This is a genomic window from Brevibacillus sp. IT-7CA2 (assembly GCF_949767855.1).
Taxonomy (GTDB): Bacteria; Bacillota; Bacilli; order Brevibacillales; family Brevibacillaceae; genus Brevibacillus.
This window is the reverse complement of sequence record NZ_CATKQT010000051.1, coordinates 324,653-351,146: the sequence shown is the minus strand read 5'-3', so window position 1 is coordinate 351,146 and position 26,494 is coordinate 324,653. Positions and strand designations below refer to the sequence as shown.

At 46.4% G+C, this 26,494-nt stretch carries 24 protein-coding genes and 1 riboswitch; of the genes, 22 read left to right on the top strand and 2 right to left on the bottom strand.

Annotation, left to right across the window (positions count from 1 at the left end):
* Window positions 1-166: 166 nt before the first annotated feature.
* From rbsK to ACM6JA_RS25155, 4 genes are all read left to right on the top strand, one after another.
* Window positions 167-1,069, top strand: coding sequence for a ribokinase (rbsK, locus tag ACM6JA_RS25170; RefSeq protein WP_414854583.1), 903 nt, complete (start codon window positions 167-169; stop codon window positions 1,067-1,069).
* Window positions 1,070-1,079: 10 nt separating this feature from the next.
* Entirely contained in the window at window positions 1,080-1,442 is a 363-nt protein-coding gene (locus ACM6JA_RS25165) for a cupin domain-containing protein (protein WP_217364761.1), read from the top strand.
* A gap of 148 nt (window positions 1,443-1,590) precedes the next feature.
* Window positions 1,591-2,187 (top strand): TetR/AcrR family transcriptional regulator, encoded by a 597-nt coding sequence (locus ACM6JA_RS25160; RefSeq protein ID WP_414854582.1) that lies wholly within the window; start codon window positions 1,591-1,593, stop codon window positions 2,185-2,187.
* 406 nt (window positions 2,188-2,593) lie between these two features.
* On the top strand, window positions 2,594-4,732 hold the full coding sequence (locus tag ACM6JA_RS25155) for an AAA family ATPase (RefSeq protein WP_414854581.1): 2,139 nt from the start codon (window positions 2,594-2,596) through the stop codon (window positions 4,730-4,732).
* A 55-nt stretch (window positions 4,733-4,787) separates the two neighbouring features.
* On the opposite strand, the gene ACM6JA_RS25150 is transcribed toward ACM6JA_RS25155, so the two are convergent.
* Window positions 4,788-5,411 (bottom strand): YqaA family protein, encoded by a 624-nt coding sequence (locus ACM6JA_RS25150; protein ID WP_414854580.1) that lies wholly within the window; start codon window positions 5,409-5,411, stop codon window positions 4,788-4,790.
* Window positions 5,412-5,784: 373 nt separating this feature from the next.
* Window positions 5,785-7,134 (bottom strand): PLP-dependent aminotransferase family protein, encoded by a 1,350-nt coding sequence (locus tag ACM6JA_RS25145; protein ID WP_414854579.1) that lies wholly within the window; start codon window positions 7,132-7,134, stop codon window positions 5,785-5,787.
* 137 nt (window positions 7,135-7,271) lie between these two features.
* Between ACM6JA_RS25145 and ACM6JA_RS25140 the strand changes: the two genes are divergently transcribed.
* The 18 genes from ACM6JA_RS25140 (at window position 7,272) to ACM6JA_RS25055 (ending at window position 25,698) form a co-directional block, all read left to right on the top strand.
* On the top strand, window positions 7,272-8,222 hold the full coding sequence (locus tag ACM6JA_RS25140) for a DMT family transporter (protein ID WP_414854578.1): 951 nt from the start codon (window positions 7,272-7,274) through the stop codon (window positions 8,220-8,222).
* A 189-nt stretch (window positions 8,223-8,411) separates the two neighbouring features.
* Window positions 8,412-9,398, top strand: a complete 987-nt coding sequence (locus ACM6JA_RS25135; RefSeq protein WP_007725079.1) for an ABC transporter ATP-binding protein — start codon at window positions 8,412-8,414, stop codon at window positions 9,396-9,398.
* Between the two features lie 44 nt (window positions 9,399-9,442).
* The gene (locus ACM6JA_RS25130; protein ID WP_414854657.1) at window positions 9,443-10,246 is read left to right on the top strand and encodes an ABC transporter permease; all 804 of its coding nucleotides are present in this window, start codon (window positions 9,443-9,445) and stop codon (window positions 10,244-10,246) included.
* Complete coding sequence (locus ACM6JA_RS25125) at window positions 10,243-11,040, top strand: ABC transporter permease (RefSeq protein WP_414854577.1); 798 nt, start codon at window positions 10,243-10,245, stop codon at window positions 11,038-11,040. The genes ACM6JA_RS25130 and ACM6JA_RS25125 overlap by 4 nt, the downstream gene beginning before the upstream one ends.
* Before the next feature lie 61 nt (window positions 11,041-11,101).
* On the top strand, window positions 11,102-12,157 hold the full coding sequence (locus tag ACM6JA_RS25120; protein WP_414854576.1) for an ABC transporter substrate-binding protein: 1,056 nt from the start codon (window positions 11,102-11,104) through the stop codon (window positions 12,155-12,157).
* 150 nt (window positions 12,158-12,307) lie between these two features.
* On the top strand, window positions 12,308-13,783 hold the full coding sequence (locus ACM6JA_RS25115; RefSeq protein WP_414854575.1) for a spore germination protein: 1,476 nt from the start codon (window positions 12,308-12,310) through the stop codon (window positions 13,781-13,783).
* Between the two features lie 17 nt (window positions 13,784-13,800).
* A complete protein-coding gene (locus ACM6JA_RS25110) occupies window positions 13,801-14,904 on the top strand; it encodes a GerAB/ArcD/ProY family transporter (protein WP_414854574.1) in 1,104 nt (367 codons plus the stop codon).
* Window positions 14,901-16,004 (top strand): Ger(x)C family spore germination protein, encoded by a 1,104-nt coding sequence (locus tag ACM6JA_RS25105; RefSeq protein WP_414854573.1) that lies wholly within the window; start codon window positions 14,901-14,903, stop codon window positions 16,002-16,004. The genes ACM6JA_RS25110 and ACM6JA_RS25105 overlap by 4 nt, the downstream gene beginning before the upstream one ends.
* A 66-nt stretch (window positions 16,005-16,070) precedes the next feature.
* Window positions 16,071-16,904 (top strand): alpha/beta fold hydrolase, encoded by an 834-nt coding sequence (locus tag ACM6JA_RS25100; protein ID WP_414854572.1) that lies wholly within the window; start codon window positions 16,071-16,073, stop codon window positions 16,902-16,904.
* 152 nt (window positions 16,905-17,056) lie between these two features.
* The gene (locus tag ACM6JA_RS25095; RefSeq protein ID WP_414854571.1) at window positions 17,057-18,343 is read left to right on the top strand and encodes a copper resistance protein CopC; all 1,287 of its coding nucleotides are present in this window, start codon (window positions 17,057-17,059) and stop codon (window positions 18,341-18,343) included.
* A 15-nt stretch (window positions 18,344-18,358) separates the two neighbouring features.
* A complete protein-coding gene (locus ACM6JA_RS25090) occupies window positions 18,359-18,982 on the top strand; it encodes a YcnI family protein (protein WP_414854570.1) in 624 nt (207 codons plus the stop codon).
* Window positions 18,983-19,258: 276 nt separating this feature from the next.
* Window positions 19,259-20,500, top strand: coding sequence for an MFS transporter (locus ACM6JA_RS25085; RefSeq protein WP_414854569.1), 1,242 nt, complete (start codon window positions 19,259-19,261; stop codon window positions 20,498-20,500).
* A gap of 226 nt (window positions 20,501-20,726) precedes the next feature.
* The gene (locus tag ACM6JA_RS25080; RefSeq protein WP_414854568.1) at window positions 20,727-21,206 is read left to right on the top strand and encodes a DUF4265 domain-containing protein; all 480 of its coding nucleotides are present in this window, start codon (window positions 20,727-20,729) and stop codon (window positions 21,204-21,206) included.
* Window positions 21,207-21,376: 170 nt separating this feature from the next.
* Entirely contained in the window at window positions 21,377-21,598 is a 222-nt protein-coding gene (locus ACM6JA_RS25075; protein ID WP_007725054.1) for a WYL domain-containing protein, read from the top strand.
* Window positions 21,599-21,696: 98 nt separating this feature from the next.
* The gene (locus ACM6JA_RS25070; RefSeq protein WP_414854567.1) at window positions 21,697-21,963 is read left to right on the top strand and encodes a hypothetical protein; all 267 of its coding nucleotides are present in this window, start codon (window positions 21,697-21,699) and stop codon (window positions 21,961-21,963) included.
* Window positions 21,964-22,206: 243 nt separating this feature from the next.
* On the top strand, window positions 22,207-23,292 hold the full coding sequence (rsgA, locus tag ACM6JA_RS25065; RefSeq protein ID WP_414854566.1) for a ribosome small subunit-dependent GTPase A: 1,086 nt from the start codon (window positions 22,207-22,209) through the stop codon (window positions 23,290-23,292).
* 136 nt (window positions 23,293-23,428) lie between these two features.
* Window positions 23,429-23,530: riboswitch (purine riboswitch) on the top strand.
* Window positions 23,531-23,764: 234 nt separating this feature from the next.
* Window positions 23,765-24,355: a xanthine phosphoribosyltransferase gene (locus ACM6JA_RS25060; protein ID WP_414854565.1), complete on the top strand. Its 591-nt coding sequence runs from the start codon at window positions 23,765-23,767 to the stop codon at window positions 24,353-24,355.
* Between the two features lie 32 nt (window positions 24,356-24,387).
* Window positions 24,388-25,698: a nucleobase:cation symporter-2 family protein gene (locus ACM6JA_RS25055; RefSeq protein ID WP_007725043.1), complete on the top strand. Its 1,311-nt coding sequence runs from the start codon at window positions 24,388-24,390 to the stop codon at window positions 25,696-25,698.
* The last annotated feature ends 796 nt before the right edge of the window (window positions 25,699-26,494 follow it).

Below are 26,494 nucleotides of genomic sequence, written 5' to 3'. Positions count from 1 at the left end.
TGGTTACCTCCGGATGATAGAAGATTTGTTCATTATATCCAATGGAAGCATTGCGCTCCAAGTCTTAGGAACAATCCTGAGAAAATACATTGACTTCTCGGATGAAAAGCACTATTTTGTAACCGACCGAATGATCATGTTTGAGATGGAACGAGGAGGGCTCGTCGTGAAAATCGCAGTAGTAGGAAGCATCAATATGGATCTCGTAACCCATGTACATCATTTGCCCAAAGCAGGAGAAACGATCACAAGCAATCACTTCGAGCTGATCCCGGGTGGAAAGGGAGCGAATCAGGCAGTAGCAGCGTCTCGCCTGGGTGCGCATGTCTCCATGATCGGAATGGTAGGAGAAGATGAGAACGGCCGAGTTATGCTGGGAGGGCTAACGGATGCGCACGTTCACATAGAGGGGATCAAATGCTCGGGTACGACAGGCATGGCTTTTATCAATGTAAGTGAGGATGGGGAAAATAACATCGTACTCGTTCCGGGTGCGAATGCGCTCGTCAGCACGGAGCATATTGCAGACAATCTGTCTATTTTAAAGGACAGCGACGTCGTATTGCTCCAACTGGAAATCCCGATGCATGTCGTGGAATATACAGTCAAAGAGGCTGCTCGACTCGGCAAGCTGGTCATTTTAAATCCGGCACCTGCACGCGAGCTATCCAGTGAGCTATTAACCCATGTACATACCTTAACCCCAAATGAAACAGAGCTTTCTATTCTCACAGGAATGCCTGTATCCACGATTGACGAAGTGCATGCCGCAGCCAAAAAGCTTTTGTCTGGTGGACCAAAGCGCGTCATCGTGACGTTGGGGGAAAAGGGTGCTCTCTTAGTAACCGACGATGAGGCGACCCATATCCCGGCTTTCCGCGTAGAGCCAGTAGATACAACTGCGGCCGGAGATTCCTTTACAGCAGCTTTTGCGGTTGGGATCACACAAGGAATGGCAGAAACCGAAGCGGCCACTTTCGCCAGCAAAGTAGCAGCGATTGTCGTTACAAGGAACGGTGCTCAACCATCCCTGCCTGCTTTCGATGAAGTACAAGCATACTCTTTTTAATGGGGGGAGAATAATGGAGAAGGTCAATGTAGCTGAAAAGTTTACGTTATTCCATGAGTATTGGAATCCCAAAATTGCAGGCGAAATCAATGACTCCTATGTAAAGCTAGTGAAATTGAAAGGAGAGTTTGTCTGGCATCAGCATGAAAATGAGGATGAGATGTTTTTCGTAGTGAAAGGGAAACTACTTATTAAGTTTCGCGATAAAGATGTTTGGTTAAACGAAGGGGAATTTCTCATTGTTCCAAAAGGTGTAGAGCATATGCCAGTTGCAGAGGAAGAGGTTCATGTATTATTGCTTGAACCAAAGACGACGCTGAATACTGGAGATCAAGTAAACGAAAAAACAGTAACAGATTTAGAGACGATATAATCAATGATCAAGCCTATTTTGAGAGATGATTTTCAAAATGGGCTTTTTCTATAGGTATGGTTTACGGTTGCAGACATCTCATTTGTTGACCGAGCGGTACATAATGTGTAATATTTCCATAACAGTTGGAAACGAAAGGAGGATTCCGGTGAGCAAACGCGGCAGACCTCGTGATTTTGATTACACGTCCATCGTAGATGTGGCCATGAAAACATTTTGGTCAAAAGGCTACAATGGTTGTTCTACGCATGATTTATGCAGTGATACTGGATTAGGTAAAGGCAGCTTGTACAATACGTTTGGCAGCAAACAGGACCTTTATCTGGCAGTGGTGGAACACTATCACGATACCGGGATTCGTGAACAGCGGGCATTATTGGAAAGTCCGGGTTCCGTGAAAGAGCGGTTGCAAAATTTTTTAGCTTGGGCATTGGTGGAAGACTTTGAATCAACGAATCCAAAGGGATGTTTGCTGATCAATGCGGGATTGGAACGGGCAAAAGACGATCCCAAGATTGAAGAAATCGTCTCCAGACATGTTGAACTTCTCAAGCAAACCATGGAAAAAGTGATGGAGGAAGGCTTGCGAACGGGTGAAATCTCTCAAAAACGATCTGCGGTGGATTTGGCAAGCTTATTTTTAAGCAGTTACTACGGCTTTCGTGTATTGAATACATCCACACAGAATCGGACATTGGCTGAACAAATTATGAAGGGGACCATGGAATCTATCTTCGGCGCGTAATGCGCTCTTTTTTTTTGAGTTATTTTTGTACCGATTGTTACAATAATTAGCGAGGAGTGTTCCTTCATGCCGTCGATGATTTATTTGTTAGCGGTAGCAATTTTTGCGATGACGACTTCTGAATTTATGGTGGCTGGGATGATGACATACTCCTAGCGACCATTGGTTCATCCTTAGGCGGGATCGGGATCAGTAGTGGCTATGGGCTTGTTTCACCATTGTGGGTAGGCGCTGGCTTAGCCATTTTCGGGTTACTTTCTTTAATGCCTTATGTGGGCAAGGGGAAAAAAAACCATACAATCCCTCTTGAAAGTCAAAGAAGGTCAAACTATAATAAAGTCAAAGAAGGTCAGGAAAGGTCAAAGATCTTCTGAATTCCAAAACAACGCTTTTGGGGGGATTGAATATGCATTGTGAAATCTGCAAACAACGAGAAGCAACTGTGACTGTTCATATACGCGTACAAAATCAGCAGCAAAAATACGATCTGTGCCAGGATTGCAAAACAAAGCTGACCAACAAAATGGGAGTGGGCATGGGCTTTAGTCCTTTCTCCTCCTTCTCTGGACTGGATGAGTTCCTGCAAGGCTTTGCCCAAGGCCGGGTGAATCCGGGCAAATTTTCCGGTCAACCGCAGCCACAAGTACCAGAGCGTGGTGGAGGCATCCTCGATGACCTGGGTCGTAATCTAAACGATGCGGCACGTGCCGGACTGATTGACCCTGTGATTGGACGCGAACAGGAGATAGAGCGTGTCATTGAGATTTTGAACCGACGTAACAAAAACAATCCGGTTCTGATCGGGGAGCCAGGGGTCGGGAAGACGGCGATTGCGGAGGGTCTCGCCCTGCGTATTACAGAAGGGCAAGTACCGACCAAGCTGAAAAACAAGCAGGTGTACATCTTAGATGTCGCCTCTCTGGTTGCAGGGACGGGAATTCGCGGACAGTTCGAGGAAAAAATGAAACAAGTGATTGCCGAACTGCAAAAACGCAAAAACGTCATCCTGTTTGTGGATGAGATTCATCTCTTGGTGGGAGCAGGTTCTGCGGAAGGATCCATGGATGCAGGGAACATCCTGAAGCCTACGCTGGCTCGTGGTGAGTTGCAGCTGATTGGGGCAACTACGTTAAAAGAGTATCGCGTGATTGAAAAGGACGCTGCTCTGGAGCGCCGCCTGCAGCCAGTCATGGTCAAGGAACCTACCGTAGAACAAGCCATCGAGATTTTAAAAGGATTGCGTCCGAAATACGAAGCATTTCACCAAGTCGCTTACTCGGATGATGTCATCCGTGCCTCCGTGGAATACTCCCATCGTTACATCCAGGATCGATTCTTGCCTGACAAGGCGATTGATCTCATGGATGAAGTGGGCTCGCGCTTGAACCTGAGATCCTCCGCGGTTGATACGTCAGAGCTGCATGAGCGGCTGGCGCAAATCAATCAGGAGAAAAAGGAAGCGACAGAGCAAGAGGCATACGAACGAGCTGCCCGTCTGAGAGACGAGGAAGCGGGCATTTTAGAGAAGCTGGATCAGATTGAGGGCAAGGAGCAACGCGTCCAGGTTGACGTCACGGACATCCAAGCCTTGATCGAGCAAAAGACTGGGATTCCTGTTACCAAGCTGCAAAGTGATGAGCAGATGAAAATGAAAAACCTGGCAGCTCATTTGGAAGCAAAAGTAATTGGGCAATCCGAGGCGGTCACACAAGTAGCGAAGGCGATTCGACGCAGTCGTGCAGGTCTGAAACCGAAAAACAGACCCATTGCTTCCTTCCTGTTCGTCGGTCCAACTGGCGTAGGGAAAACAGAACTATCCAAAGCATTGGCAGAGGAGCTGTTTGGTACCCGCGATTCCATGATCCGCCTCGATATGAGTGAGTACATGGAGAAGCACTCGGTATCCAAATTGATCGGTTCACCTCCTGGTTACGTCGGTCATGAAGAAGCAGGTCAGCTGACGGAGCGCGTACGCCGCAATCCGTACAGCATTATCCTGCTGGATGAGATCGAAAAAGCACACCCGGACGTGATGCACATGTTCCTGCAAATTCTGGAGGATGGCCGTCTGACAGACAGTCAGGGCCGTACGGTGAATTTTAAGGAGACGGTCATCATTGCGACGAGCAATGCCGGTGTGAGCGAGCGAAAAATCTCCGTTGGCTTTGGAGCAAAAGCGCCCGAGCCTGCCACCGTGCTGGATTCTCTAGGGGCGTACTTCAAGCCGGAGTTCTTAAACCGCTTCGACTCGATCATTTCCTTTGCGCATCTGGAAAAACAGGATTTGGTCAAAATCGTCGATCTGCTGCTGCAAGATGTCATGGGAAATCTGTCTGAGCAAGGAATGGAGATCAGCGTGACAGTTGCCGCAAAAGAAAAGCTGGCTGAACTGGGCTACAACCCTTCCTTCGGGGCACGTCCATTGCGTCGCGTGATTCAGCAATATGTCGAGGATGGCATTGCGGATCTGGTGATGGAAGAAGACAATGTGACAGCTATGGTCATTGATGTCGAGGATGATGTAATTCGTGTGAAAAAAGGATAACAGTCGTAAAAAAAGAAACCCCGATCTGGGGTTTCTTTGCTGTTTATGATCGTCTTTATTTATTCAGGACTTTCTCTTTGATGCCGTTGCTGACGCCAGTACTTTCCATTTTGAGCTGGCGGCGCTTGGTGACGATTTTCTTCACCCATAATCCGACCAAGATGAGCGGCACCACGGTGAGAAAGATATAGAGAGAAACGTTATGGACCATATTTTCCGCCATTTTACCGTAAAAATAAAACAAGAATCCGACTGCGTAAAATTTGACTGCCCGTCCAATTGCGGCATACCCGAGCAATTTCCACAACGGGAATTTCAAGCAACCCGACATGATTGTAAATACTTTAAACGGAATCGGTGTAAACGAACCGATGAAGATCGCGACTTCGCCCTTCTTTTGAAACATCTCTGTTGCAGAGTCAATCCATTCCTTCTTGAGGATTTTGTACAGAACGGATTTGCCTAGTACTTTACCGATAAAATAACCGACGGGAGTTCCTATGAGACAAGCGATGTAGCCTACCGTAGCAATCCACAATGCCTGCGAAGGATCAACGAGGCTGAGTGGCACTTGAAGAAAGAAGGCAGGAACGGGAAAGATGACTGCGTCTGCAAAAGAATGGATGAACATTCCCAAATAGCCGTATTCCATTAAGAAATCTAAAATGTTCTGAAGCATCTATTTCTCCTTTGTCATTCTATCGTTGACTGCCAGTCATCAACTCAATCGAGTCGGATCATACCAGGTAAATTATATGTGTATAGATGCGATTCTACTTCAAACTGGCCGACTATGGAACGAATTTTTTTGAATTGGGATTCACTTACTATACAACGATATACCACAATTCTTGCATTTTGAAACAATTTATACCAGAGAGTCATCCCGTAAACCATATTCCTGTATCTGATAATACGATGTAGATCGTTTTCTGGTTACTCAATAATCATTCACATCTGCCGGATATACTCAATAGTTCCATTATCGAGATTTAGTTGTTGTCCCAAAACGCACCCTCGTCGGATTTTATCTAGGACTTAAGGCGGATAGGTTAACGGTGCATGCGGCGTAACACATCCATCAACACGTCAATCCCTTGCTCAATCACTGTTTCCTTGGCATAGGAAACATTCAGCTTCAACATATTTTCCTGCGGAAAGCCCTCCAAGTAATTTTTGTCGGTAGCATCCACGAGGATTGAGCGCTTTTTTAGCTGGCTGATAACAGCATGGACTGGGATGGAATCGTTCAAAACAATGTGCGTATGAATTCCCGGATACGCAAGCGGCTGATAGGTAAACTGATGCTCTTCATTCGCCGCGAAATGGTTCAGGGACGCCATCAGCAGGTTGGATCGCCGGTGATAGGAACTGCGTATTTTTTGCTTGTGTCGCTCGAACATTCCGCTTTTTAGGTAAATTTCCAGCGCAGCTTGAGATAGCATGGAGCTGTCGATATCCATGAGCCGCTTGTGCTGGTTGAAGGAATCCTTTAGCGCGTCAGGTATAACGGCCACACCCAAACGCAGCCCGGGAAAAATAATTTTGGAATAACTTTTTAAATAGATGGTGCGAGAAAAGCGATCATAGGTAAAGAGAGGATCCGCTTTGCTGTCATGCTCAAGGTCTGCCATGTAATCGTCTTCTACAATATAGACGTCGTACTGTTGGGCAAGCTCCACAATGCGCTGTTTATCCTTTCGGCTGTACGACGTACCGAGCGGACTATGATAGCGAGGCATCGTATAGAAAAACTTGATCTCTCCTGTTCGGAAAATAGACTCCAGCTCTTCTAAATCGATTCCTTGGGCAGTACGTTTGATCCCGACGACAGGATGCTTGCGTACTTGCAAACTTTCAATGAAAAGGTGGTAGCTGGGCTGCTCAATCAGAACCGTTTCCTTGCCATTTGGAAAAGGAAGACTGCACAGCAAGGATAGAGCTTGTTGGACACCGGAGGTAATGAAAATATTACCCGGGTCCGTAAAAACCTGATGGTTCCCAAGCAGCTTGGCGATGACGGCAATGAGCGATGGCAAGCCTTGTGTGGTTCCGTATATGAAAAGATCGTTTTTATAGGTTTCAATTGCTTTATTGATGCAGTGTTGAAAATCGACATAAGGAAAGAGGTCAGGATCGGGAGCAGAGGTCGCAAAATCGATCATGGACGTATCTGCGGGTTGGATCTTCCTTTGTTTTTTCACGACGTAGTAGCCGCTTCGGTCGACCGAGTAGATGAGGTGACGCTTTTCGAGCTCATCCAAGGTGCGGATTACAGTGCTCTTGCTGCATTGATAGCGAGAGGCGAGCTCCCGAATGGAGGGAAGCCGGTCTCCGTCTCGATAGGAGAGGCTTTCAATCAATGTTTCAAGTTCATTTTGAAGCTGCAAATATTTGTGCATCCAAAAAACATTCCCTTACAGCCGGATTTGTATCGGTACAGTTACTCCTTTTTTGCATTGTAGCACGATTAATCCCCCATTACTATTAACCTAAGACGGCCGTCTGTAAAAAGTCCCCAGTAGGAGAGATACATACGATGAAAGACCAACAAAAAGCGATTCTTGCGGCATTACTGAATGCAGGGATTACCGGCTTGTCGTTTTTGTTTCTGAAAATGGCTCTCGCTGTAACCAATCCGGTTGATACTTTGGCGCACCGTTTTACCGTGGCATTTATCGCTGCATCCATACCGATCGTGTTTGGGTGGATCAAGCTGTCCATCAAACCAAAAGACATGCTCACGATTATACCGCTCGCCATGCTGTACCCTATTCTGTTCTTTACCCTTCAGGCGTTTGGACTGGTGTATACCACTTCGTCTGAAGCGGGGATTATTCAAGCAACCGTTCCGATTTTTACTATGATCATGGCGGCATTCTTTTTGGGAGAGTCTTCTACGTGGCTGCAAAAGCTGTCCACGCTTTTATCCGTAGGAGGTGTCGTGTACATTTTTGCAATGAAGGGGCTCAGCGTAAGCTCAGGCTCAGGGAGCAGTATCGGTACCATTCTCATCCTGTTATCCGCGTTTTCTTTGGCGGGCTATAGTGTTCTGGCGAGGAAAATGACAAAGTCCTTTCATTATATAGACATGACGTATATGGTGGCGTTGCTCGGATTTTTGTTTTTTAACGGCTGGTCAGTCATTCGCCATAGTGCAGAGGGGACCTTGTCGACGTATTTTGCCCCTTTCGCCAGCTCGGCGTTTATCATCTCGATTGTATTTTTGGGGATACTGTCCTCGCTCATGACGTCTTTTATGACCAACTTTGCCTTGTCCAAGATGGAAGCATCCAAACTCAGCGTGTTTAACAATTTGTCTACATTGGTTACCATCGTGGCAGGCGTCATCTTTTTGCAGGAACAACTGGCATACTACCATCTTATTGGCGCGGTGATGATTATTATCGGAGTGATTGGGACGAATTTCCTAGGGGCAAAATCGAAAAAACAGAATCGCACACCTCAACCGAAATCCACCTCTGTGTGAGAAAATAAGAAGAATACGCAACAGAGCGAATGTTTATTCATTGGCTCTGTTTGTTTTTGTGGAGGAATCGCTCTTACTTGCTGGTCGCAAAAAAATCATTTCAGACTTGGTGAAACTGTTTACAAATCGTATCATACACGATATAGTTACCTAGATTGTGAGTATAATGACATATGGTGAGATGACGGAATGAAAAAAATTATACATCTGGATTCGATTGAAAAGAGATTTGCAGATACTGTCGTCGTCCCCTCTTTTTCTCTCTCCATTGAAGAAGGGGAGTTTTTGACGTTACTCGGCCCGAGCGGCTGTGGGAAAACGACACTGCTGCGAATGATTGCTGGCTTTGAGCAGCCAACGACTGGGGAAATTTTCCTGGATGAAAAGCCACTTAAGGCTGTGCCGCCGTATCAGCGCGATATGAACATGGTGTTCCAACAATATGCTTTGTTTCCACACATGACCGTGGAGCAAAACATCCTGTTTGGTTTGAAAATGAAAAAAGTGAACGCAGCTGAACAACAAAAGCGTTTGGAGGAAGTACTTCAGTACGTCCAACTGACAGAATTGCGGAAGCGCACGCCAAAGCAGCTGTCTGGCGGACAACAGCAACGCGTAGCAATCGCACGGGCGATTATTAACAACCCACGCGTTCTGCTTCTGGACGAGCCTCTAGGTGCTTTGGACTACCAATTGCGAAAAAGCTTGCAGCTCGAATTGAAAAACTTGCAGAAAAACTTAGGGATAACGTTCATTTACGTCACCCATGACCAAGAAGAAGCGATGGCAATGTCCGATCGAATCGCGGTTATGAACAAGGGACGAATTGAACAAATTGCTTCTCCAGCAGAGATTTACAACTCCCCGCAAACCTTGTTTGTGGCTACCTTTATTGGGGAAAACAACATTTTCCGGGAAAACGGAACGAATGCAGCCGTACGTCCAGAAAAGATCAAGTTGTACCCGGTTGACTCCGATAAGGACAAGCACAAGAAGCTGGGCACCATTGCTGACGCTGTGTTCCTCGGCAATTTGCGTAAGGTATTTATCCGCCTCGAGGGGCAGGATATGACCGTAATGGCACACCAGTACGCAGGTGACGGTCTGGACTGGCAGGTGGGAGATCAAGTGGCCATTGGCTGGGCACAGACGGACGAGGTGATTCTTCCTTGTTAAACAAGAAGCCGGTAAAACTGCTCGCGCTTCCCGCCCTTTTGTGGATGGGTGCGCTTTTCGTCCTGCCTATGCTTATGATCGCCATACTGTCTTTCCTCAAAAGAGGCACGTACGGGCAAGTTGTCTATGAGCTTACGCTGAACAATTACATCCGTATTTTCGATCCGCTGTATGGCCAAATTTTTTGGGATACGCTGGTCGTAGCGGTTTTAACAACTGTATTTTCGATCTTGTGCGGCTATCCGTTAGCGTATTACATTTCACGACTGGAAAAATCGACGCAGCAAATATGGCTTTTGCTCGTGATGATTCCGTTTTGGATCAACTTCTTGGTCCGTTCCTATGCGTGGGTAATCATCCTGCGTTCGCAAGGTGTAATCAATACGTTCCTGCAATCGCTGGGCATTATTTCGGAGCCGCTGCCGCTTCTGTACAATTCGGGTTCTGTCCTGCTCGGGATGGTGTACACACTTTTGCCGTTCATGGTACTGCCGATTTATGTGTCGCTGGAGCAGATGGATCGTCGTAAGCTGGAAGCAGCGTATGATCTGGGCGCAACGCCTTGGAAAGCTTTCTGGCACGTGACTCTGCCGATGACCAAGACGGGTGTCGTCACTGGATCGATCCTTGTATTTGTTTCTTCCATCGGGATGTTCGTCGTTCCGGATGTCATGGGAGGAGCGAAATCGGCTCTGATCGGAAACGTCATTCAAAATCAATTTTTGTCTGCGCGTGACTGGCCGTTTGGTTCTGCCTTGTCCATCGTGCTGATGCTATTGTCCATGCTGTTGATTCTTCTTTATTTCCGCGCTACCAAAGCGAGCGAGACAAAGGAGGGATCAGCATGAAAACATTACGTCGAAACGCACTATCTGGATACTCGTGGCTGATGCTGGTCTTTTTGTATCTGCCAATTTTGATTCTTGTCCTTTATTCGTTCAATGATTCACGAATCAATGCCACGTGGACAGGTTTTACGTGGAAGTGGTACGTTTCTTTGTTTGAAAACAGGCAGGTCATGCAAGCGCTGATGAACAGTTTGACGATTGGGGTTATCAGCAGCGTTATTGCAACGGTTTTGGGTACGGCTGCCGCTCTGGCGGTCAAGCATTATTCGATTCGTTGGAGCACCATCTTCAATGGGCTGATGTACTTACCGATCGTCATCCCGGAGATCATGATGGGATTGGCTTTGCTCGTGCTGTTTAGCCAGGTACAGATGGAGCTGGGGAAAGTGACCCTGATCCTGGCTCACGTTACGTTTAGCATGCCTTATGTGATGGTCATTATCTCTGGCCGTTTGGCTGATATGGGCAAAGATTTGGAAGAAGCGTCTCAAGATTTGGGAGCAACTCCATGGGGGACATTGCGCTATGTGACGCTGCCTCTGATCATGCCAGGGATCATCGCAGGCTTCCTGATGGCATTTACCCTGTCGCTGGACGATTTCATTATTTCGTTCTTTGTGGCTGGACCGAATTCGACCACATTGCCACTCTACATTTACGGGTTGGTCAAACGAGGGGTTTCGCCAGAAGTAAATGCACTCTCGACACTTTTGATCGTGAGTACAGTGCTCTTGGTTGTGGTGGCAGAGATTTTCCGCCGCAAAGACTCGAAAAATAATCAATCGATCTTTTAGATACATCATGGAGTTTTCATAAAAGCACTCCCATAACTGATTTGGAGGTTGAGAGGAAAAAATGAAACGTTTCAAGTCCTTGATGATCGGCGCTTTGACCGCCGTACTTGCGGTGACTGCTGTAGGCTGCTCATCGTCATCTGAGCAAGAGCAACAAGTATTGAATATTTATAGCTGGGCAGACAACTTCGACCCAGACGTCATCAAAGATTTTGAGCAAAAATTCAACGTCAAGGTTAACTATGATGTATACGGCAGCAACGAAGAAATGCTGGCAAAAATTCAAGCGGGTGCATCCGGCTACGACCTGATTCAACCTTCCGACTACATGGTAGGCACTATGATTCAGCTGGGCCTCCTGGAAGAGTTGAACAAAGCCAACATCCCGAACATGGGCAATATCGTGTCTACGTTCAAGACACCACCTTATGACAAAGAAAACAAATATTCACTCGTATATACATGGGGAATTACCGGGATCGCTTACAACAAGAAATATGTAAAAGAAACCCCGGCAAGCTGGAACGATCTGTGGAATGAAGCTTACAAGGGCCGTGTCATCATGCTGAACGACCCACGTGAGGTTATGGGAATGGCATTGATCAAGAATGGCTTCTCCAATAGCACGACGAACACAGAGGAACTGCAAAAGTCCTTTGCTGATTTGAAAAAGGTAGTACCGAATGTTGTTGCCTTTGATACAGATAACATCAAGCAAAAGATGATTGCTGAGGAAGCATGGATTGGAACGGTTTGGTCCGGTGACGCCGCTTTCATTCACGCACAAAATCCAGATGTGGAGTACGTCATTCCGAAAGAGGGCGCAACGATCTGGGCAGATACGCTGGCAATTCCAAAAGGCGCTAAGAACAAGGAAATGGCTGAGAAGTTCATCAACTACCTGATGGACCCAGAGGTCAGTGTGAAAAACTACGAGTCTATCGGCTACAGCAACCCGAACGAAAAAGCATACCCACTGCACACTGAAGAATATCGTTCCAACAAGATGGTCTTCCTGGATACAGCAGACATTGCCCGTGCGGAGTGGCTGGTGGATGTAGGAGAAACCTTGCAGCAATACGACCGCTACTGGACTGAGATGAAGAGCGGCAGATAAATAGTGGTGAACGAACCGAGATGGAGTATTTCCGTCTCGGTTTTTTTGTTTTCATTTTGTCTGGGAGCGTACTCTTCGGTTTGAAAGGGGAATAGAGCGAGGGCATTGGAAAAATAATAAGGGGACACCATAAATTGGGGTAAACATAAGATGACAACCAACATGATTTCTGAATCCGTTAGCGAGACACGAGAAAGATTATGGGATCAACTGCGAAATCCGCGAATGGTGTTTCGTAACCTTTCTTGTGGAACCAATAGCTTGTTGCTAGCCTACATCCCCTATCTAGTAGATAAGGTAATTCTCCAGCAGGTGTTGCTTCCCTATTTCGAAAGGTTACCTGACGAACAGATCGTTCCTGATACGATTTTGGGGAATGCTCCTGTTGCTCATGTCACCCAAACCATGGATTACAGCCAAGTCAGCGAATATCTCGTGAGGGGATGGATTTACCTTCAAATAGAAGGAATGGCGTGCGGGATTCTTCTCTACGTAGCAAGAATACCGAGTCGTTCTTTGGGAGAGGCTCAGGTCGAAACCCAGATTTTCGGTCCTCAGGTTGCTTTTACCGAAGCATTGGAAACCAACTTAGGGGTCCTACAGGGATATCTGTCGACTGATTTGCTTACCAACGTATCCATTACGATTGGGAAACGTAGCAGGACGAATGTGGAAATATGTTACATGGAGGAACTGGCTGCTCCTGAAAATGTTCAAACCGTCATTCAGCGTATAAGCGATCTAGATATAGACGGCGTGATTGACAGCGGTAAATTGGTTCAACTGATTGATGACAATACGTTCTCTATTTTTCCGCAGTTAATCCTAACAGAACGGCCTGATCATGTAAGTGAAGCGCTGTTGGAAGGAAAGGTTGTCGTGTTTGTGGAGGGCAGCCCGTTTGCTATCGTCGGCCCCAGTTCCTTCGTTGACTTTTTCAAGGCGAATGAAGATCTCTATATCCGGTGGCAAATGGCTTCCTTTATTCGATTGTTACGTTTCTCGGCCCTATTTGTCTCTTTGTTTTTTACAGCTACTTATGTGGCTGCACTTACGTTCCACTATGAAATGATTCCATCTGCTCTCCTTGTATCGCTCGTAAAGTCTCGTTCCAAGGTACCTTTTCCCCCATTGTTTGAAGCATTGCTGCTTGAGATGATTATTGAATTCTTGCGTGAGGCTGGAGCAAGACTTCCTTTCAAAGTTGGGCAAACAATAGGGATTGTCGGCGGTATCGTAATTGGACAGGCAGCCGTCGCAGCGGGTTTTACCAGTAACATCTTGATCATGATCGTGGCACTCAGTGCATTAGCTTCGTTTACTTTTCCTTCCTACATGATGAGTACGGCAGTACGTATCCTCCGCTTTCCGATTATCCTGTTAGCTGGAATTTGGGGAGGTTTTGGTATTATGCTTGGCGCGTCTTTTCTATTGATACACATCCTGCGTCAATCAAGTCTGGGACGTCCGTTTTTTCTCCCCTTTTTTCCTTTTCGCTTGCAGGATTTTAAAAACAGTCTGATCCGGTTTCCTTTTTACTCTCTCGGCAAGCGTCCGGTTATGACACGTTCTCCTGACGACACCCGTGCGCCTGATGAAGTCCGGAAAAAAAGACCAGTTCAGTAGTTAGGTGTTGAATGTGAATGTCACTGTCCACTTTTCGTCGAAATAGCCATATGGCTATCAGCGTCTCTCTTGCGCTATTTATGGTCCATAGCAATCAGGTTGGAATCGGCATAGCGGGCGTCCAACGCTTTATTTATGATAGGGTGCAGCAAGACGCCTGGATTTCGGTCATAATAGCAGGCATTATGACCCATATAGCAGCGTGGTTCATGCTAAAAATCTTAGCGAAATACAAAGACATGGATTTGTATGACATTCATCAAACTGTATTTGGAAAATGGCCTGCCCGTGTTCTTAATTTCATCTTTATCGTATATATCATGGGCTCTGCCTTAACGATCTTGAGAGGGTACATCGAGATCATTCAGTCATGGATGTTTCCAGAAGTGCCTTCCTGGATATTAAATGCCTCCTTGCTTTGCCTGGCCATTTATGGAGTGACGGGTGGCATTCGGGTGTTGGCTGGCATTAGCTTTTTTTCTGTCGGGCTGACGGTTTGGCAGTTACTGCTCTTGTTTTACCCCATGCAATATGCCGATTTTCATTTATTGCAGCCAGTCTTTCATCATGATCTTGTAGAGCTTATGGACGGTGCGAAGAAGATGTCTTTTTCCATCATCGGATTTGAGATTATTTTGTTCATCTATCCGTTTGTGAAGGAAAAGGAATTGCTACCGCGATATGTACATGGTGGGCTGTTTATGACCACCTTCTTGTATGTGGCAGTCATGCTGGTTACACTCTTGTACTTTCAAGGGGAACAGCTTCAGCATCTTATATGGGCAACGCTCATGATGATGAAAATTGTAGAGTTTCCGTTTTTGGAGCGTTTTGAGTTTGTGTCTATCTCACTGTGGATGCTCATCATGCTGGATAATTTGCTGATGAACTTGTGGGTAGCCATGCGGGGGGTTCATCATATTAGTGGGGTCAAGGAGAGGATGGCCCTTATCGGGATTGTTGGTGTCATGTTTTTTGCTAGCAATTTTTTGGAAACACGCCAGTCGATTAATCTCATCACGGATATTTTCGGTGGAGTAGGTTTCTATATCATTTTTATTTATCCCATCGTGCTTTATGTAGTGATTCGGCTGTTTCGGAAGGGGGCGGTCCGGACATGAAAAGGTTACGGTTGCTTGTTTACTACTTAGTAGTGGTCGTGTTATTGAACGGCTGTGGGGAGCAGCACGTATTAGAAAAATTGGGACTGGCGGTTGCAGTAGGGTACGATCTTAGTAAAGACGGAAAGCTGTTAGGTACCACGGTATTTTATCAAATTGACCCGGAGGCACGTGAGTTAGTCACTGTGATTTCTGGCACAGCGCATACAAGCAAAGGACTTACCGTTTCACAGAACAGGGAATCTTCCAAAAAAATTGTAGGAGGTCAAATACGCGTCGTGGTCTATCACGATGAGTTAGCACGTAAAGGGATCCTTTCTCTTGTGGAAAACTTAACACGTGATGCCTCCATAGGAAGTAATGTCTATTTAACGGTAGCCAAAGGACGAGCTTATGATATTTTGACACATCGTTACCCCGAAAACAGCAACATTGGAATTTACCTGTATCAAGCCATACGACAGAACGTCGATGGAGAGAATATGATCTCCTCGAAACTTCATGAGTTCATGAAAGATTATTATGCAATCGGGAAAGATCCCGTGATGCCTTATATCGAAAGAGTAAAGAATGAATTGCATATTAATCAAATTGGTCTGTTTCGAGATGATCGATTGGTGGCAGAGATTACATCAAGGGAGGGATTTTTCCTCAAGATATTACGGGAGCGTTACAATAAGGGAGAATTGGAAATAAACATTTCCCTCGATAAAAAGCGTTTTTTTACTGTCATTGAACATATTTCAAGCAAAAAGCAAATGAAAGTTCTGGATTTGGAGAAACCAAGATTTTCTGTGAAAGTCAAGATGACAGCGCAGATTCAGGAAATGGCTGAAAAAATCGATTTATCAAAGCCTGAGCAGTTGAATAAGGTACAAAAAGCAATCGAACTGGCGGTTAAAAAAGAGACGGAACATTTACTGGAAAAGTTAAGAAAACATGATGTAGACCCAGTAGGTTTTGGGGAAATCTACAATATAGCCAGTCAAAAGAGCGGGAAAAAGAAATTGAGTAGAGATGAATGTCGGGAAATCATGAAAAAGGCGAAATATGATGTAGATGTCGAGATCAAGATTTTACGTACAGGCGTCATTGGGTAAAAGGAACAAAAAATACATAGACAAGTGAGAATTCGGGGTGAGATAGTGAGGGAGAGGTGAGAAAAAATGGAAAACAGGCAGGCTGTTCAAACAGGCTTTCTCGAAGCCAATGGCGCAAGTATTTACTATGAAGTAGCAGGGGAAGGCGAACCGCTCTTATTGATCCACGGCTTCAATCTGGATACAAGGCTATGGGATGCCCAGCTGCAAGCATTTGCACAGACGTATAAGGTCGTTCGCTTTGATATCCGTGGGTTCGGTAAAACACTGGCGACTGACGTTCCTTTTACCTTGTACGACGACGTGAAAGCAGTTCTGCTAGGTCTAGGTATCGAAAAAGCGCATGTGGCTGGGCTTTCGTTTGGGGGAATGGTCGCGCAGGAGTTCGCCCTTGCTTATCCGCAGATGGTGAGCAGCTTGATTCTAGTCGCATCCGGCTTGTTTGGTCACCCAAGAAGTGAACAAAGGTTGCACGATGTGGAACGATTCAATCAAGTATGTCAGCCTGGCACGACAGAGGAAGCGTTGGAAATGACGGCACAAATGTGGTTTGACGGTCCTGGTCAGCCGGTAAATGAGCAAGCTCGCGAAGCACGAAACCGCTTTAAAGAAATCAACAGACACGCCTTTTCGCTGCCGGAGTTTGGCGTTGGATTGGAAACTTTATCACCCTCGCCAATCGAGCGTTTGGAAAATATCAAAGCCCCGACACTCGTTATTGCAGGAGCGCGGGATTATCCCGATTTTCTACAGATCGCCGATGTATTGACCGAACGGATTACAGGCGCCCAAAAAGTCATCTTGCCTGACTCAGCCCATATCCCACCGATGGATCAACCAGAGGTATTCAACAAACTCGTCCTGGAATTTCTCGAACAAAGCATTGTAAGATCATCCTAATACAGTTTGAAAAGGCATAGATCGGAGAGGATTACCGCTCATGCCTTTTTTTGTTTTCAACACTTTGCCACATCAGATAGCCCGATGGAGCCATATAGATTCTCGTACTATTTTGATAGGATTAAGGACGAAATAAGGAAGCAGGTGATAGGGTGACATACAACATCAGACATTATGCGGTTGTGTTTTTGCTCGCCTTCATACTTGTACTGACAACGAGTATGACAACTGCTTACGCCCATGCTGGCTTGATGAGCAGCTCACCGCAAGATGGTGAGGTACTGAAGGCGAATCCAGGACAAATATCTGCGCGGTTTACCGAAACATTGGAGCCCGATCTAGTTAACGTGCGTCTATTTGACTGGGATGGCAAGGAAATAAAAGTAGAGCGGCCGACATTGCAGCCGGGTGATGCCTCGCAGCTTAATGCGAAACTGCCAACCGATTTGGCTGAAGGGACGTATTCGGTTATCGTATCTGTCGTTTCCGAGGACGGACATCCGATCGAAGAGAAGCTCACGTTTTCCATCGGACAAAAAAGTGCAGTCGTGGTTCCACCAAATGAGCAAAAAGCGGATTCAAGCTACTTGATCATGTACCGCTATTTGGCGCAAGGAATTATTCTCGTAGGTGGCGGCTTGTATCTGGTAGCGTGGGCAGCACAGCGTCATGGCTTGCCTTCACTTGCCCAGCTCATCGGGATTGGCAGACAAATTGGATGGAGTTTGGCGATCATCGGACTTATATTTTTGTGGTTCTTGTATGACGAATCGTTAACCGCTGTATCACTTACGCAAGCACTGTGGCAGATGGACGGGAACTTGCTCAGTCAGTCTCCGTTTGCGATTATGCTGCTGGTGTCCTTTGTATTACTGTTATTAATCGCGATCCCCAATATGGTGTCTGGCTGGTATGTGGGAATCTGGATTCTTTTGATCAGCGCACAAGCTTTTGGTGGTCATGCATGGGGCATTGCCCCTGTCTGGCTGTCCATTTTGCTGAGACTGTTGCATGTATTGACCGTCGCCGTGTGGATAGGGGCACTTGTCTACTTGCTACTTACAGTCAAAGTGGCTGAAAGAGGACAGGAGTCGTTCAAGAGGTTCTTTTTGCAGACAGTTGCTGTGGCGGCAGTGCTTGCTGTCGTGACGGGTGTTGTTATGCTCAGCGTGCAGACGGATGTCATGAATATTTTTCAGAGTACAACGGCATGGAGCTATCTGTTATACGGAAAAATAGCAAGTGTCTGCCTCATGCTTCTTCTAGCCTTTAGGCAAACAAGACGCTGGCGGACGAAAAATTCCTTGCAGTCAGCTTACTTGCGTTGGGAGATTGTATTCGGGATTATCGCTGTTCTGGCCGGACTTTGGATGAGCCAAATCAACTACCCGACTGCGACGACAAATAATCAGGCCGTGATTCAAACAGATTCAAACTAGGGAGGATTTCATACGATGAAAATGAAAAAATGGATGAGCAGTGTACTGGTAGCAGGTGCAGTTTTGACGTTGGCGACAGCAGCACAAGCACATGTGAACGTATATCCGAAAGAGGCTACTACAGGCTCCTATGAAAAATACACAGTACGTGTCCCAGTAGAAAAAGACGTCAACACGACAAAAGTGAAGCTGGAATTCCCGGCAAATGTGAAGGTAAATTCCGTACAACCGATTCCGGGCTGGACCTACGAGTTCGAAAAAGATAAAGACGGTGTGAACACAGCGCTTGTGTGGACAGCAACAGAAGGTGGAATCAAGGCGCATGAGTTCCAAGAGTTCACGTTTGTCGGGGCAAACCCGAAAGAAGAGGGCCAATTGGCTTGGAAGGCTTATCAGACCTATGCAAATGGCGAGGTTGTGGAATGGACAGGGGACAAGGATTCCAAAACGCCAGCGTCTGTCACTACCATTAAGACTGGTGTAGGCGAAGCAGGGCATGAGCATGGACAAGAACAAAAGCCGGCAACCGCTCCTGCCGGGGAAGCGGCGAGTGCAGGCGGCAACAATACCTTGCCATTGGTACTTTCTGGTTTGGCGTTGCTGATCTCCATCGTTGGTCTGTTTAGAAAAAAAGCGTAAGTGCTTCATAATTTAGCTGTGCAGTGTGTCCAATCATGCTGCACAGCTTTTTCCATTGTATGGCAATTAAAATCATTCTATAATAGCTGTAATTACTTTCGGAGGTGCATATCACATGTTAAAAACACTATTCAGAGCAAGCAAGTACACAGGAAGGAAAAATAGGAACGGCAGCATGACGCGTACGCATTTTGCACAGTAGAGGATTGTAGAGTAACAATCAGTATGTGAAAACGGAACGCGTCATCTGCCTAAAAAAGGGTGGATACTGCTTCCATGTTCATGAATGCGACAAAAGTATATACGATTAAAAGTTTTTTGATTTCCCTGGCCAATACGACCATGTTCACGACCTATGCGCTTTATTACATTGTGACACTGGGTTTTAACCCGTTTGAATTGCTTTTGATCGGGACGGTATTGGAGTTATCCGTGTTGGTGTTTGAAGGGATAACAGGTGTAGTGGCGGATACGTACAGTCGCCGTCGCTCCGTCATTATCGGGATGTTTTTGCTGGGAATCGGATTTGCGATGCAGGGGATCGTTCCTGCGATTGATGCTTGGGTACCGTTGGTTTCTGTCTTCGGCTTGGTGCTGTTTTCGCAAGTCGTCAGTGGTCTCGGGTATACGTTTATCAGTGGAGCGGATACTGCATGGATTGTGGATGAGGTCGGAGAAGAGAAGATCGGTACGACTTTCATGAAGGCCAAGCGCTACTCTTTGTTTGGGAATCTGCTCGGGATTGCACTTAGTGTGGCATTGGCAACACTCGCTCCCAATTTGCCTTACCTCATTGGCGGCCTCATGTATTTGGGGCTTGGTGTCTTTCTGATTCTGTTTATGAAGGAAACCGGTTTTATTCCTCGTGAGCGTGAGCAAGGTGCTTCCCACGTGAAGGAAATGATTCAGACGTGGACTTCGGGTGCCAAAGTGATTCGCAGTCAGCCGATTCTCATGCTGATCTTGTTCGTGACACTATTTACGGGTGCAGCTTCTGAAGGGTATGACCGTTTGTGGGAAGCGCATTTGATCGGAGAAATTGGCTTTCCAGAGCTCGCTGCTATTTCGTTGCCAATGTGGTTCGGGATCATTGCCGCACTCGCTAGCTTACTCGGCCTCATTGTCGTAGGTGTTGTGGAAAAAAGGCTGGATGTGAATAATGAGCGGGTTGTCCTTGTGGGGATGTTCACGTTGACGGGACTCAAAATTGCAGCGATGATTGCTTTTGCCTTTTCCCCTAGCTTTAGCTCGGCGTTAGTAGCATTGCTGTTGATCGGTGTGATTCAGTCATTAAGCAGTCCGCTGTATGATACGTGGCTGAATCTGAACATTGAGAGCAGTGTGCGAGCGACGGTTTTGTCGATGATGGGCCAGTCCAATGCCTTGGGACAAACGGCAGGTGGTCCGGCTGTCGGATGGATCGGGACCCGTTTTTCGATTCGCGCTTCGCTGGTTGCGGCGGCCATCTTGTTGGCACCGATTTTGATTGTGTTCGGACGTGCGCTTAGAAAGCGCTGAGTTGTAACAAGCATACGGCATGTGTCCATTTTTAGGGCGCATGCCTTTTTGGTTGAGGCAATCGTTGGGTGGCGAAGCGCAATCAGGATGCACGTCGAGCACCTTCTCTACCGTGAGTGGTGTATCTTCACACTCTACGATTTCATCAATCTTCTGAAGCCTGGACTTTTTTTGTATAATCAAGAAAAAATAAACCTTCAAAATAGAGATAGGTGTGGAGCATCGTATGGAAGATAAATTAACATTGATTAAGGTTTTTGCTGGCACAAGTTCACAGGGAGCAGTTTTAGAAGAGCTTCCTGCAGAATACCTAAGCGATCAAAAATTCAAATTATGTGCATCTCCAGGGCTAGCTCTAGGCCTTGCGAAAGGAGATACAATAAAACTCCATCCCAACGGAGATTTTGAATTAATAAAGCATGGTGGAAATTTCTGTATTCAAATTTACAAAGAGCAGCCTATCAAAGAAAAGATAGAAGCAGTTGAATCTATAGTCAAAAAAGAACTTTCAGGCTCTCTAGATGGATTTCATAATGGTTCACTCGCGTTTACTGCTCCAATCAGTAATGGATTTGATGCAACCAATCATACGTTCAATAAAATTAGAGACGTACTAGAAGCAGAGTACTATTACTCTAATATTTACAAGAATCCATATGATTTTGACGATGAAGAGTTAGTTAGTTGGGCGGAAGATCTGGACTAATCGTTTGAAAACGTCAGTTCTTCGGCACTCCGCACTATCTCTGGGATGGGGACTCGTATGTGTTTATGGGTCTCTTTTTCTTTTGTAAAGGAGAACTTGCGAACGCGTGTTCTCTTTTGGTATGATGATCTCAACAACATGAAGACACATTTTGTGGTGGTGACAGCCTGATGATTCAGGAGTTGAGAAGGTACGCAGCCCAGCAGCAAGCAGTGGAGATCATCTATTTGAAGAAGGATGGAGTGGCTAGCAGGCGTACGGTCCGTGTGGTGAATATCGATGAGAACAAAGGGAGCTTGAAAGCATACTGTTATATGAGGAAGGCGTATCGTGTGTTTGTGTTGGATAACATTTTGGCGATCGCACCTGTGTCTGGACATTTTGCCGGATGAAAAGGAATCACCCTCCACGCCCCCAGCCTGTTCCAGCGATACTATGTTATACTAAATAGGTAAACAACTTCAAAAAAGAGGAAGGGCGGGGACAAACAATGGAGTTCTTCATTGTCATCGTCATCATGTTTTTGATCGTAGTATTTGTCTTGGCGTCCAAAGCTGCAAAAGGCGGAAGTGGGCGCTCTCATTCCTCTTCAGACAGCGGGGGCGGAGCCTTCTATGTCGACAGCAGTCACAATCATCATCATCGAAATCACGACTCAGGCGATCGTTGGGATAGCTATGACAGCGGAAGCGATAGCGGTAGTGGTGGAGACAGTGGTGGTGGCGGAGATAGCGGAGGCGGCGGCGGGGGAGATTGACGCTGTTGCATTTTGTTTCATTATGGTACAATAATTGGGAAATATGATTCCAAACCTGAATGGTAGGTTTGCTAAAGGAGAGATGTTTTATGGTAGTCATCAAATTTGTTCAGAGTGTCGTAGTCGGGGTCACAGGAATCCTCCTTTCAAGCGAACAGTAATACCGTTCACCAAATGAGGATTCGACTGTGACTGGTTCAGGCTGATAGCCGTATATTTAACCAATTGCAGGGGGAATCCGCAGTGAATCAACTAACCAATCAACAAGTATTGCAATCAATGGGCTGGAATGAGTATTTTGCTAATCATTTTGCCCCTTATGCCGAGCAAGGCTACAGTGTGGGACGTATCACACTCGAACATAAACGTATTTATCGTCTGTGGAGTGAGCATGGCGAACTCTTGGGCGAAGTAACGGGTAAGCTTCGTTATGAAGCCATCGGACGAGAAGATTTTCCGGCTGTCGGGGACTGGGTAGTGATCAGTGCTCGTCCAGAGGAAAAGAAAGCCTCAATCCACGGACTTCTTCCACGTAAGAGCAAGTTTTCCCGCAAAGTAGCTGGGGATACTGTGGAAGAGCAGATTGTGGCGGCTAACGTCGATACCGTTTTCCTCGTGAATTCCTTAAATAATGATTTAAATCTGCGCAGGATAGAGCGCTATCTCATTCTTGCGTGGGAAAGTGGAGCCAATCCAGTGATTGTGCTTTCCAAAGCAGATTTGTGTGACGATCTGGATGCATGTATGGCAGAGATAGAATCAGTCGCAATCGGAGTGCCTGTTCACATAGTCAGTGCTGAGCAGGGAGAAGGACTGGATCAGCTCGCACCTTATCTGGGCGAGGGCCAGACGATTGCCTTGATGGGTTCCTCTGGTGTTGGCAAATCCACGTTGATCAATAAATTGAGCGGAGCGGAGATGCAAAAAGTCAGTGGCGTGCGTGAAGGTGATGACCGTGGCCGCCATACGACGACACATCGCGAACTGTTCCGATTGCCGAGTGGTGCTCTGATGATCGATACACCGGGCATGAGGGAGCTGCAGCTCTGGGAGGCAGATGAAGGCTTCCGCGGTGCCTTTGACGATATCGAGTCCATTGCGGAAACATGCCGTTTCAATGATTGTAAGCATATGCGCGAGCCTGGCTGTGCAGTTCAAGTTGCCATCCAAGCTGGATCATTGGAAAAAGCACGCTTTGACAGTTACCTGAAGCTTCAACGCGAATTGGCACATCTGGCACGTAAAGAAGATGCAAAGCTTGCAGCCGCCGAAAAGGATAAATGGAAGAAGCTCAATGTTCAAATGCGGCAGAAAAAACCGAAGAGATAAGTACGTGAGCCCTTGAGAAATCAGGGCTCTTTCCTTTATTTGGGCAAGTAAGCGCTTCCTTTTACTTTCAAAAATTAACGCTTGCTCATAACGCGAGAGTTATGATAGATTTGGTCAATACTCGTTATTACACTTCGAAATAAATAGATAGGTAGCTCGTATAATTTTGGGGATAAGGCCCAACCGTTTCTACCAGGTGACCGTAAATTACCTGACTACGAGTGAAAGTGCGTCTAGGGTTCCGTCTCTTTCTTTCCTATTCCAATAATAGGGTTGAAAGATAGCTGGTCCGAGCGACGCAGGCACGAATGATGTGTCACACCTAAGGGATAAAAGCCCAGAGGGACAGTTTCACTTGGCGTTGGTTTGTTATGTAGCCCGCTTGTGACACTGTCCGCTCTGGGCTTTCTATATTTCAGCAGGCCACAGGCATAAAAAAGTGGCCGGAACCATATCCGAGGAGGAAGAATTGATGAAAGAATTACAAGAGCGCATCGTACAGGACGGCAAGGTACTGTCGGCATCCGTTTTGAAGGTGGATGCGTTTTTGAACCACCAGGTAGATCCACAATTGACGATGAAGATCGGACAGCGTTTTGCCGAGCTGTTCGCTGGTGAAAAAATCACAAAAGTCGTGACGATTGAGGCAAGTGGAATTCATTTTGCTTTGGCGACTTCCTTTGCATTGGGTGTTCCCTTTATCTACGCGAAAAAGAAAAAAGCTGTCACGTTGACAGAGGAAGTATACTCTGCTCCTGTTCATTCCTTTACCCGTCAGGAAACGTATCAAATCAGTGTTTCCCGTCAGTATTTGTCCAAAGAAGACCGCGTATTGATTGTCGATGACTTCTTGGCTACGGGAGCTGCTCTGGTGGGACTTACGAATATTGTCAAAGATGCCGGTGCTCATCTTGTCGGGGTTGGCGCTGTTATTGAAAAAAGCTTCCAGGAAGGCCGCGGTCTCTTGGAGCAAGCTGGCGTACGAATCGAATCATTGGCACGTATTGAATCGATGTCACCAGAAGGCATTCACTTTATTGAAGAAGAACCTGCACACGTATAATCAAAATATTAATAGGAGGTAAGGGTTCACTCATGCTAGCCAAACATAAGATTGTTACTTTGGGCTTACAGCACATTCTTGCCATGTATGCAGGAGCCGTCGTCGTACCGTTGATTATCGGTGGTGCTTTGAATCTGACTCCTACGCAAATCGCTTATTTAATTGCTGCCGACCTTTTCACATGCGGAATCGCGACGCTCTTGCAAGTCCTTGGCACTCGTTATACAGGGATTCGCCTTCCTGTTGTGCTAGGCTGTACGTTTACAGCAGTAGGACCGATTATCGCGATTGCTTCTACGAGCAATTTAGCCACCGCTTACGGTGCCATCATCATATCGGGTATATTCGTTGTCTTGGCAGCTCCACTGTTCGGCAAGCTGCTGCGCTTTTTCCCAACCGTGGTACAAGGTTCAGTCGTTACGATCATTGGACTGTCGCTCATTCCCGTTGCGATGAACAACGCGGCTGGCGGACAAGGCATGCCGGACTTTGGACAACCGCACAATTTGCTTTTGGCTTTAGGAACATTGGTTATCATTTTGCTTATTAATCGTTTCTTTACCGGATTTATTCGTGCGATTTCCGTATTGCTCGGCTTGATTGTCGGTACGGCTGTAGCTTACATGATGGGGATGGTCAGCTTCGCGAGTGTAGCGGAAGCCTCTTGGTTTAGCGTGGTTGAACCGTTTTACTTCGGTACTCCACAGTTCAGTATTGTGGCCATTGTTACCATGATTCTCGTCAACATCATCAGCATGGCTGAGTCCACAGGCGTTTACTTTGCTCTCGGTAAAGTGACCGATACAAAAGTAACGGATCAAGATGTAGTCAAAGGATTGCGCGGGGAAGGAGTTGCAATTGTACTGGGCGGCATTTTCAACGCATTCCCTTACACGGCTTTTTCGCAAAACGTCGGTCTGGTTTCCTTGACTGGCATTAAATCGCGTGACGTGATGATTGGTGCCGGTGGAATCCTGGTAGTTCTCGGATTACTGCCGAAGCTGGCTGCGCTGACAACGGTTATTCCTAATGCAGTATTGGGTGGAGCGATGATCGCCATGTTCGGGATGGTAGTTGCATCTGGTATCAATATTCTTTCACAGGTTGATCTGAACAAAAACGAAAATCTGTTGATCGCTGCTTGCAGTATCGCTGTTGGACTAGGTTCTGCTGCGGTTCCGGCGATGTTTGATCAACTGCCTACTTTGGCAAAAATGATGCTGCAAAATGGTATCGTGACAGGTTCTTTGACGGCCGTCATCTTGAACATCTTGCTCGTTCATACGAATAAAAAAGTATCTCAGACTGCTCCGGCAAATGTAACTGTTTCGGAAGCGTCTTAACCTTATCAAACAATGAACCGCCACTTCCTGATTAGACAGGGAGTGGCGGTTTTTCCTTTTATCGTGGCTGCGGTGGAGAGAAGAATATTTCCAGTCTAGGCTCCAGGCTCCGTCCCTCGGGGAAGTATGGACTGCCCGCTCCGAAGGGATTCGCGGGGAAACGCAAAAGTGGTAGCCGCTTCGTAGCGCGAGCACGGTTGCGTTTCTGTTGCCCGCGAATCCCTTCTCCGCTCGGTAGGACTCCACAAGTCGCTACGTCTGGAAATATTCTTCTCTGGCGTAGCTAAATGCATTTTTCAATCTTTTTAAGGCGTTAAAAAATCGAATTGCGCTGAAAGCTCGTAGCGGAAACAGGAGAAAAAAGCGAAGATCTTAGGGACACCGACCGAGACGCAATCCAAAAAGCGAAACACGCCTTTAAGCGTCCACCTCTGAAAAACATCCTGATTTTCCCGAGGCAGGCGCCGATTTTATTTTGACTATGCATCCGGTCTCAGACCCAGTCGAAAATAATGCTCGCAAGATTTTGGTAGATACGTCTGGAAATATTTTTCTCTGGCGTAGTTCCTCGTTTATTTTCAATCTTTTTAAGCTCTTAAAAAAACAACCAGCTAGTAGAGGAAACAGGAGAAATAAGCGAAGATCTTTGGGACTCCGACCGAGACTCCATGCAAAAAGCGAAACACGCTTTTAAGCGTCCACCTCTGAAACACATCCTGAATGGACTACTTTGGACGCGGTTTCGCTTTTTGCATGGAGTCGGGCAGTCAATCCCACAGGGGGAGGCCCAAGAAGC

Coding starts and splice junctions, on each gene's coding strand:
- ACM6JA_RS25155 (WP_414854581.1), top strand. CDS start 2,594: ATGCATTGTGAAATCTGCAAACAACGAGAAGCAACTGTGACTGTTCAT.
- ACM6JA_RS25115 (WP_414854575.1), top strand. CDS start 12,308: ATGACAACCAACATGATTTCTGAATCCGTTAGCGAGACACGAGAAAGA.
- ACM6JA_RS25110 (WP_414854574.1), top strand. CDS start 13,801: ATGTCACTGTCCACTTTTCGTCGAAATAGCCATATGGCTATCAGCGTC.
- ACM6JA_RS25125 (WP_414854577.1), top strand. CDS start 10,243: ATGAAAACATTACGTCGAAACGCACTATCTGGATACTCGTGGCTGATG.
- ACM6JA_RS25105 (WP_414854573.1), top strand. CDS start 14,901: ATGAAAAGGTTACGGTTGCTTGTTTACTACTTAGTAGTGGTCGTGTTA.
- ACM6JA_RS25070 (WP_414854567.1), top strand. CDS start 21,697: ATGGAGTTCTTCATTGTCATCGTCATCATGTTTTTGATCGTAGTATTT.
- ACM6JA_RS25140 (WP_414854578.1), top strand. CDS start 7,272: ATGAAAGACCAACAAAAAGCGATTCTTGCGGCATTACTGAATGCAGGG.
- ACM6JA_RS25150 (WP_414854580.1), bottom strand. CDS start 5,411: ATGCTTCAGAACATTTTAGATTTCTTAATGGAATACGGCTATTTGGGA.
- ACM6JA_RS25130 (WP_414854657.1), top strand. CDS start 9,443: ATGGGTGCGCTTTTCGTCCTGCCTATGCTTATGATCGCCATACTGTCT.
- ACM6JA_RS25145 (WP_414854579.1), bottom strand. CDS start 7,134: ATGCACAAATATTTGCAGCTTCAAAATGAACTTGAAACATTGATTGAA.
- ACM6JA_RS25090 (WP_414854570.1), top strand. CDS start 18,359: ATGAAAATGAAAAAATGGATGAGCAGTGTACTGGTAGCAGGTGCAGTT.
- ACM6JA_RS25055 (WP_007725043.1), top strand. CDS start 24,388: ATGCTAGCCAAACATAAGATTGTTACTTTGGGCTTACAGCACATTCTT.
- ACM6JA_RS25135 (WP_007725079.1), top strand. CDS start 8,412: ATGAAAAAAATTATACATCTGGATTCGATTGAAAAGAGATTTGCAGAT.
- ACM6JA_RS25060 (WP_414854565.1), top strand. CDS start 23,765: ATGAAAGAATTACAAGAGCGCATCGTACAGGACGGCAAGGTACTGTCG.
- ACM6JA_RS25120 (WP_414854576.1), top strand. CDS start 11,102: ATGAAACGTTTCAAGTCCTTGATGATCGGCGCTTTGACCGCCGTACTT.
- ACM6JA_RS25080 (WP_414854568.1), top strand. CDS start 20,727: ATGGAAGATAAATTAACATTGATTAAGGTTTTTGCTGGCACAAGTTCA.
- ACM6JA_RS25085 (WP_414854569.1), top strand. CDS start 19,259: ATGTTCATGAATGCGACAAAAGTATATACGATTAAAAGTTTTTTGATT.
- ACM6JA_RS25100 (WP_414854572.1), top strand. CDS start 16,071: ATGGAAAACAGGCAGGCTGTTCAAACAGGCTTTCTCGAAGCCAATGGC.
- ACM6JA_RS25075 (WP_007725054.1), top strand. CDS start 21,377: ATGATTCAGGAGTTGAGAAGGTACGCAGCCCAGCAGCAAGCAGTGGAG.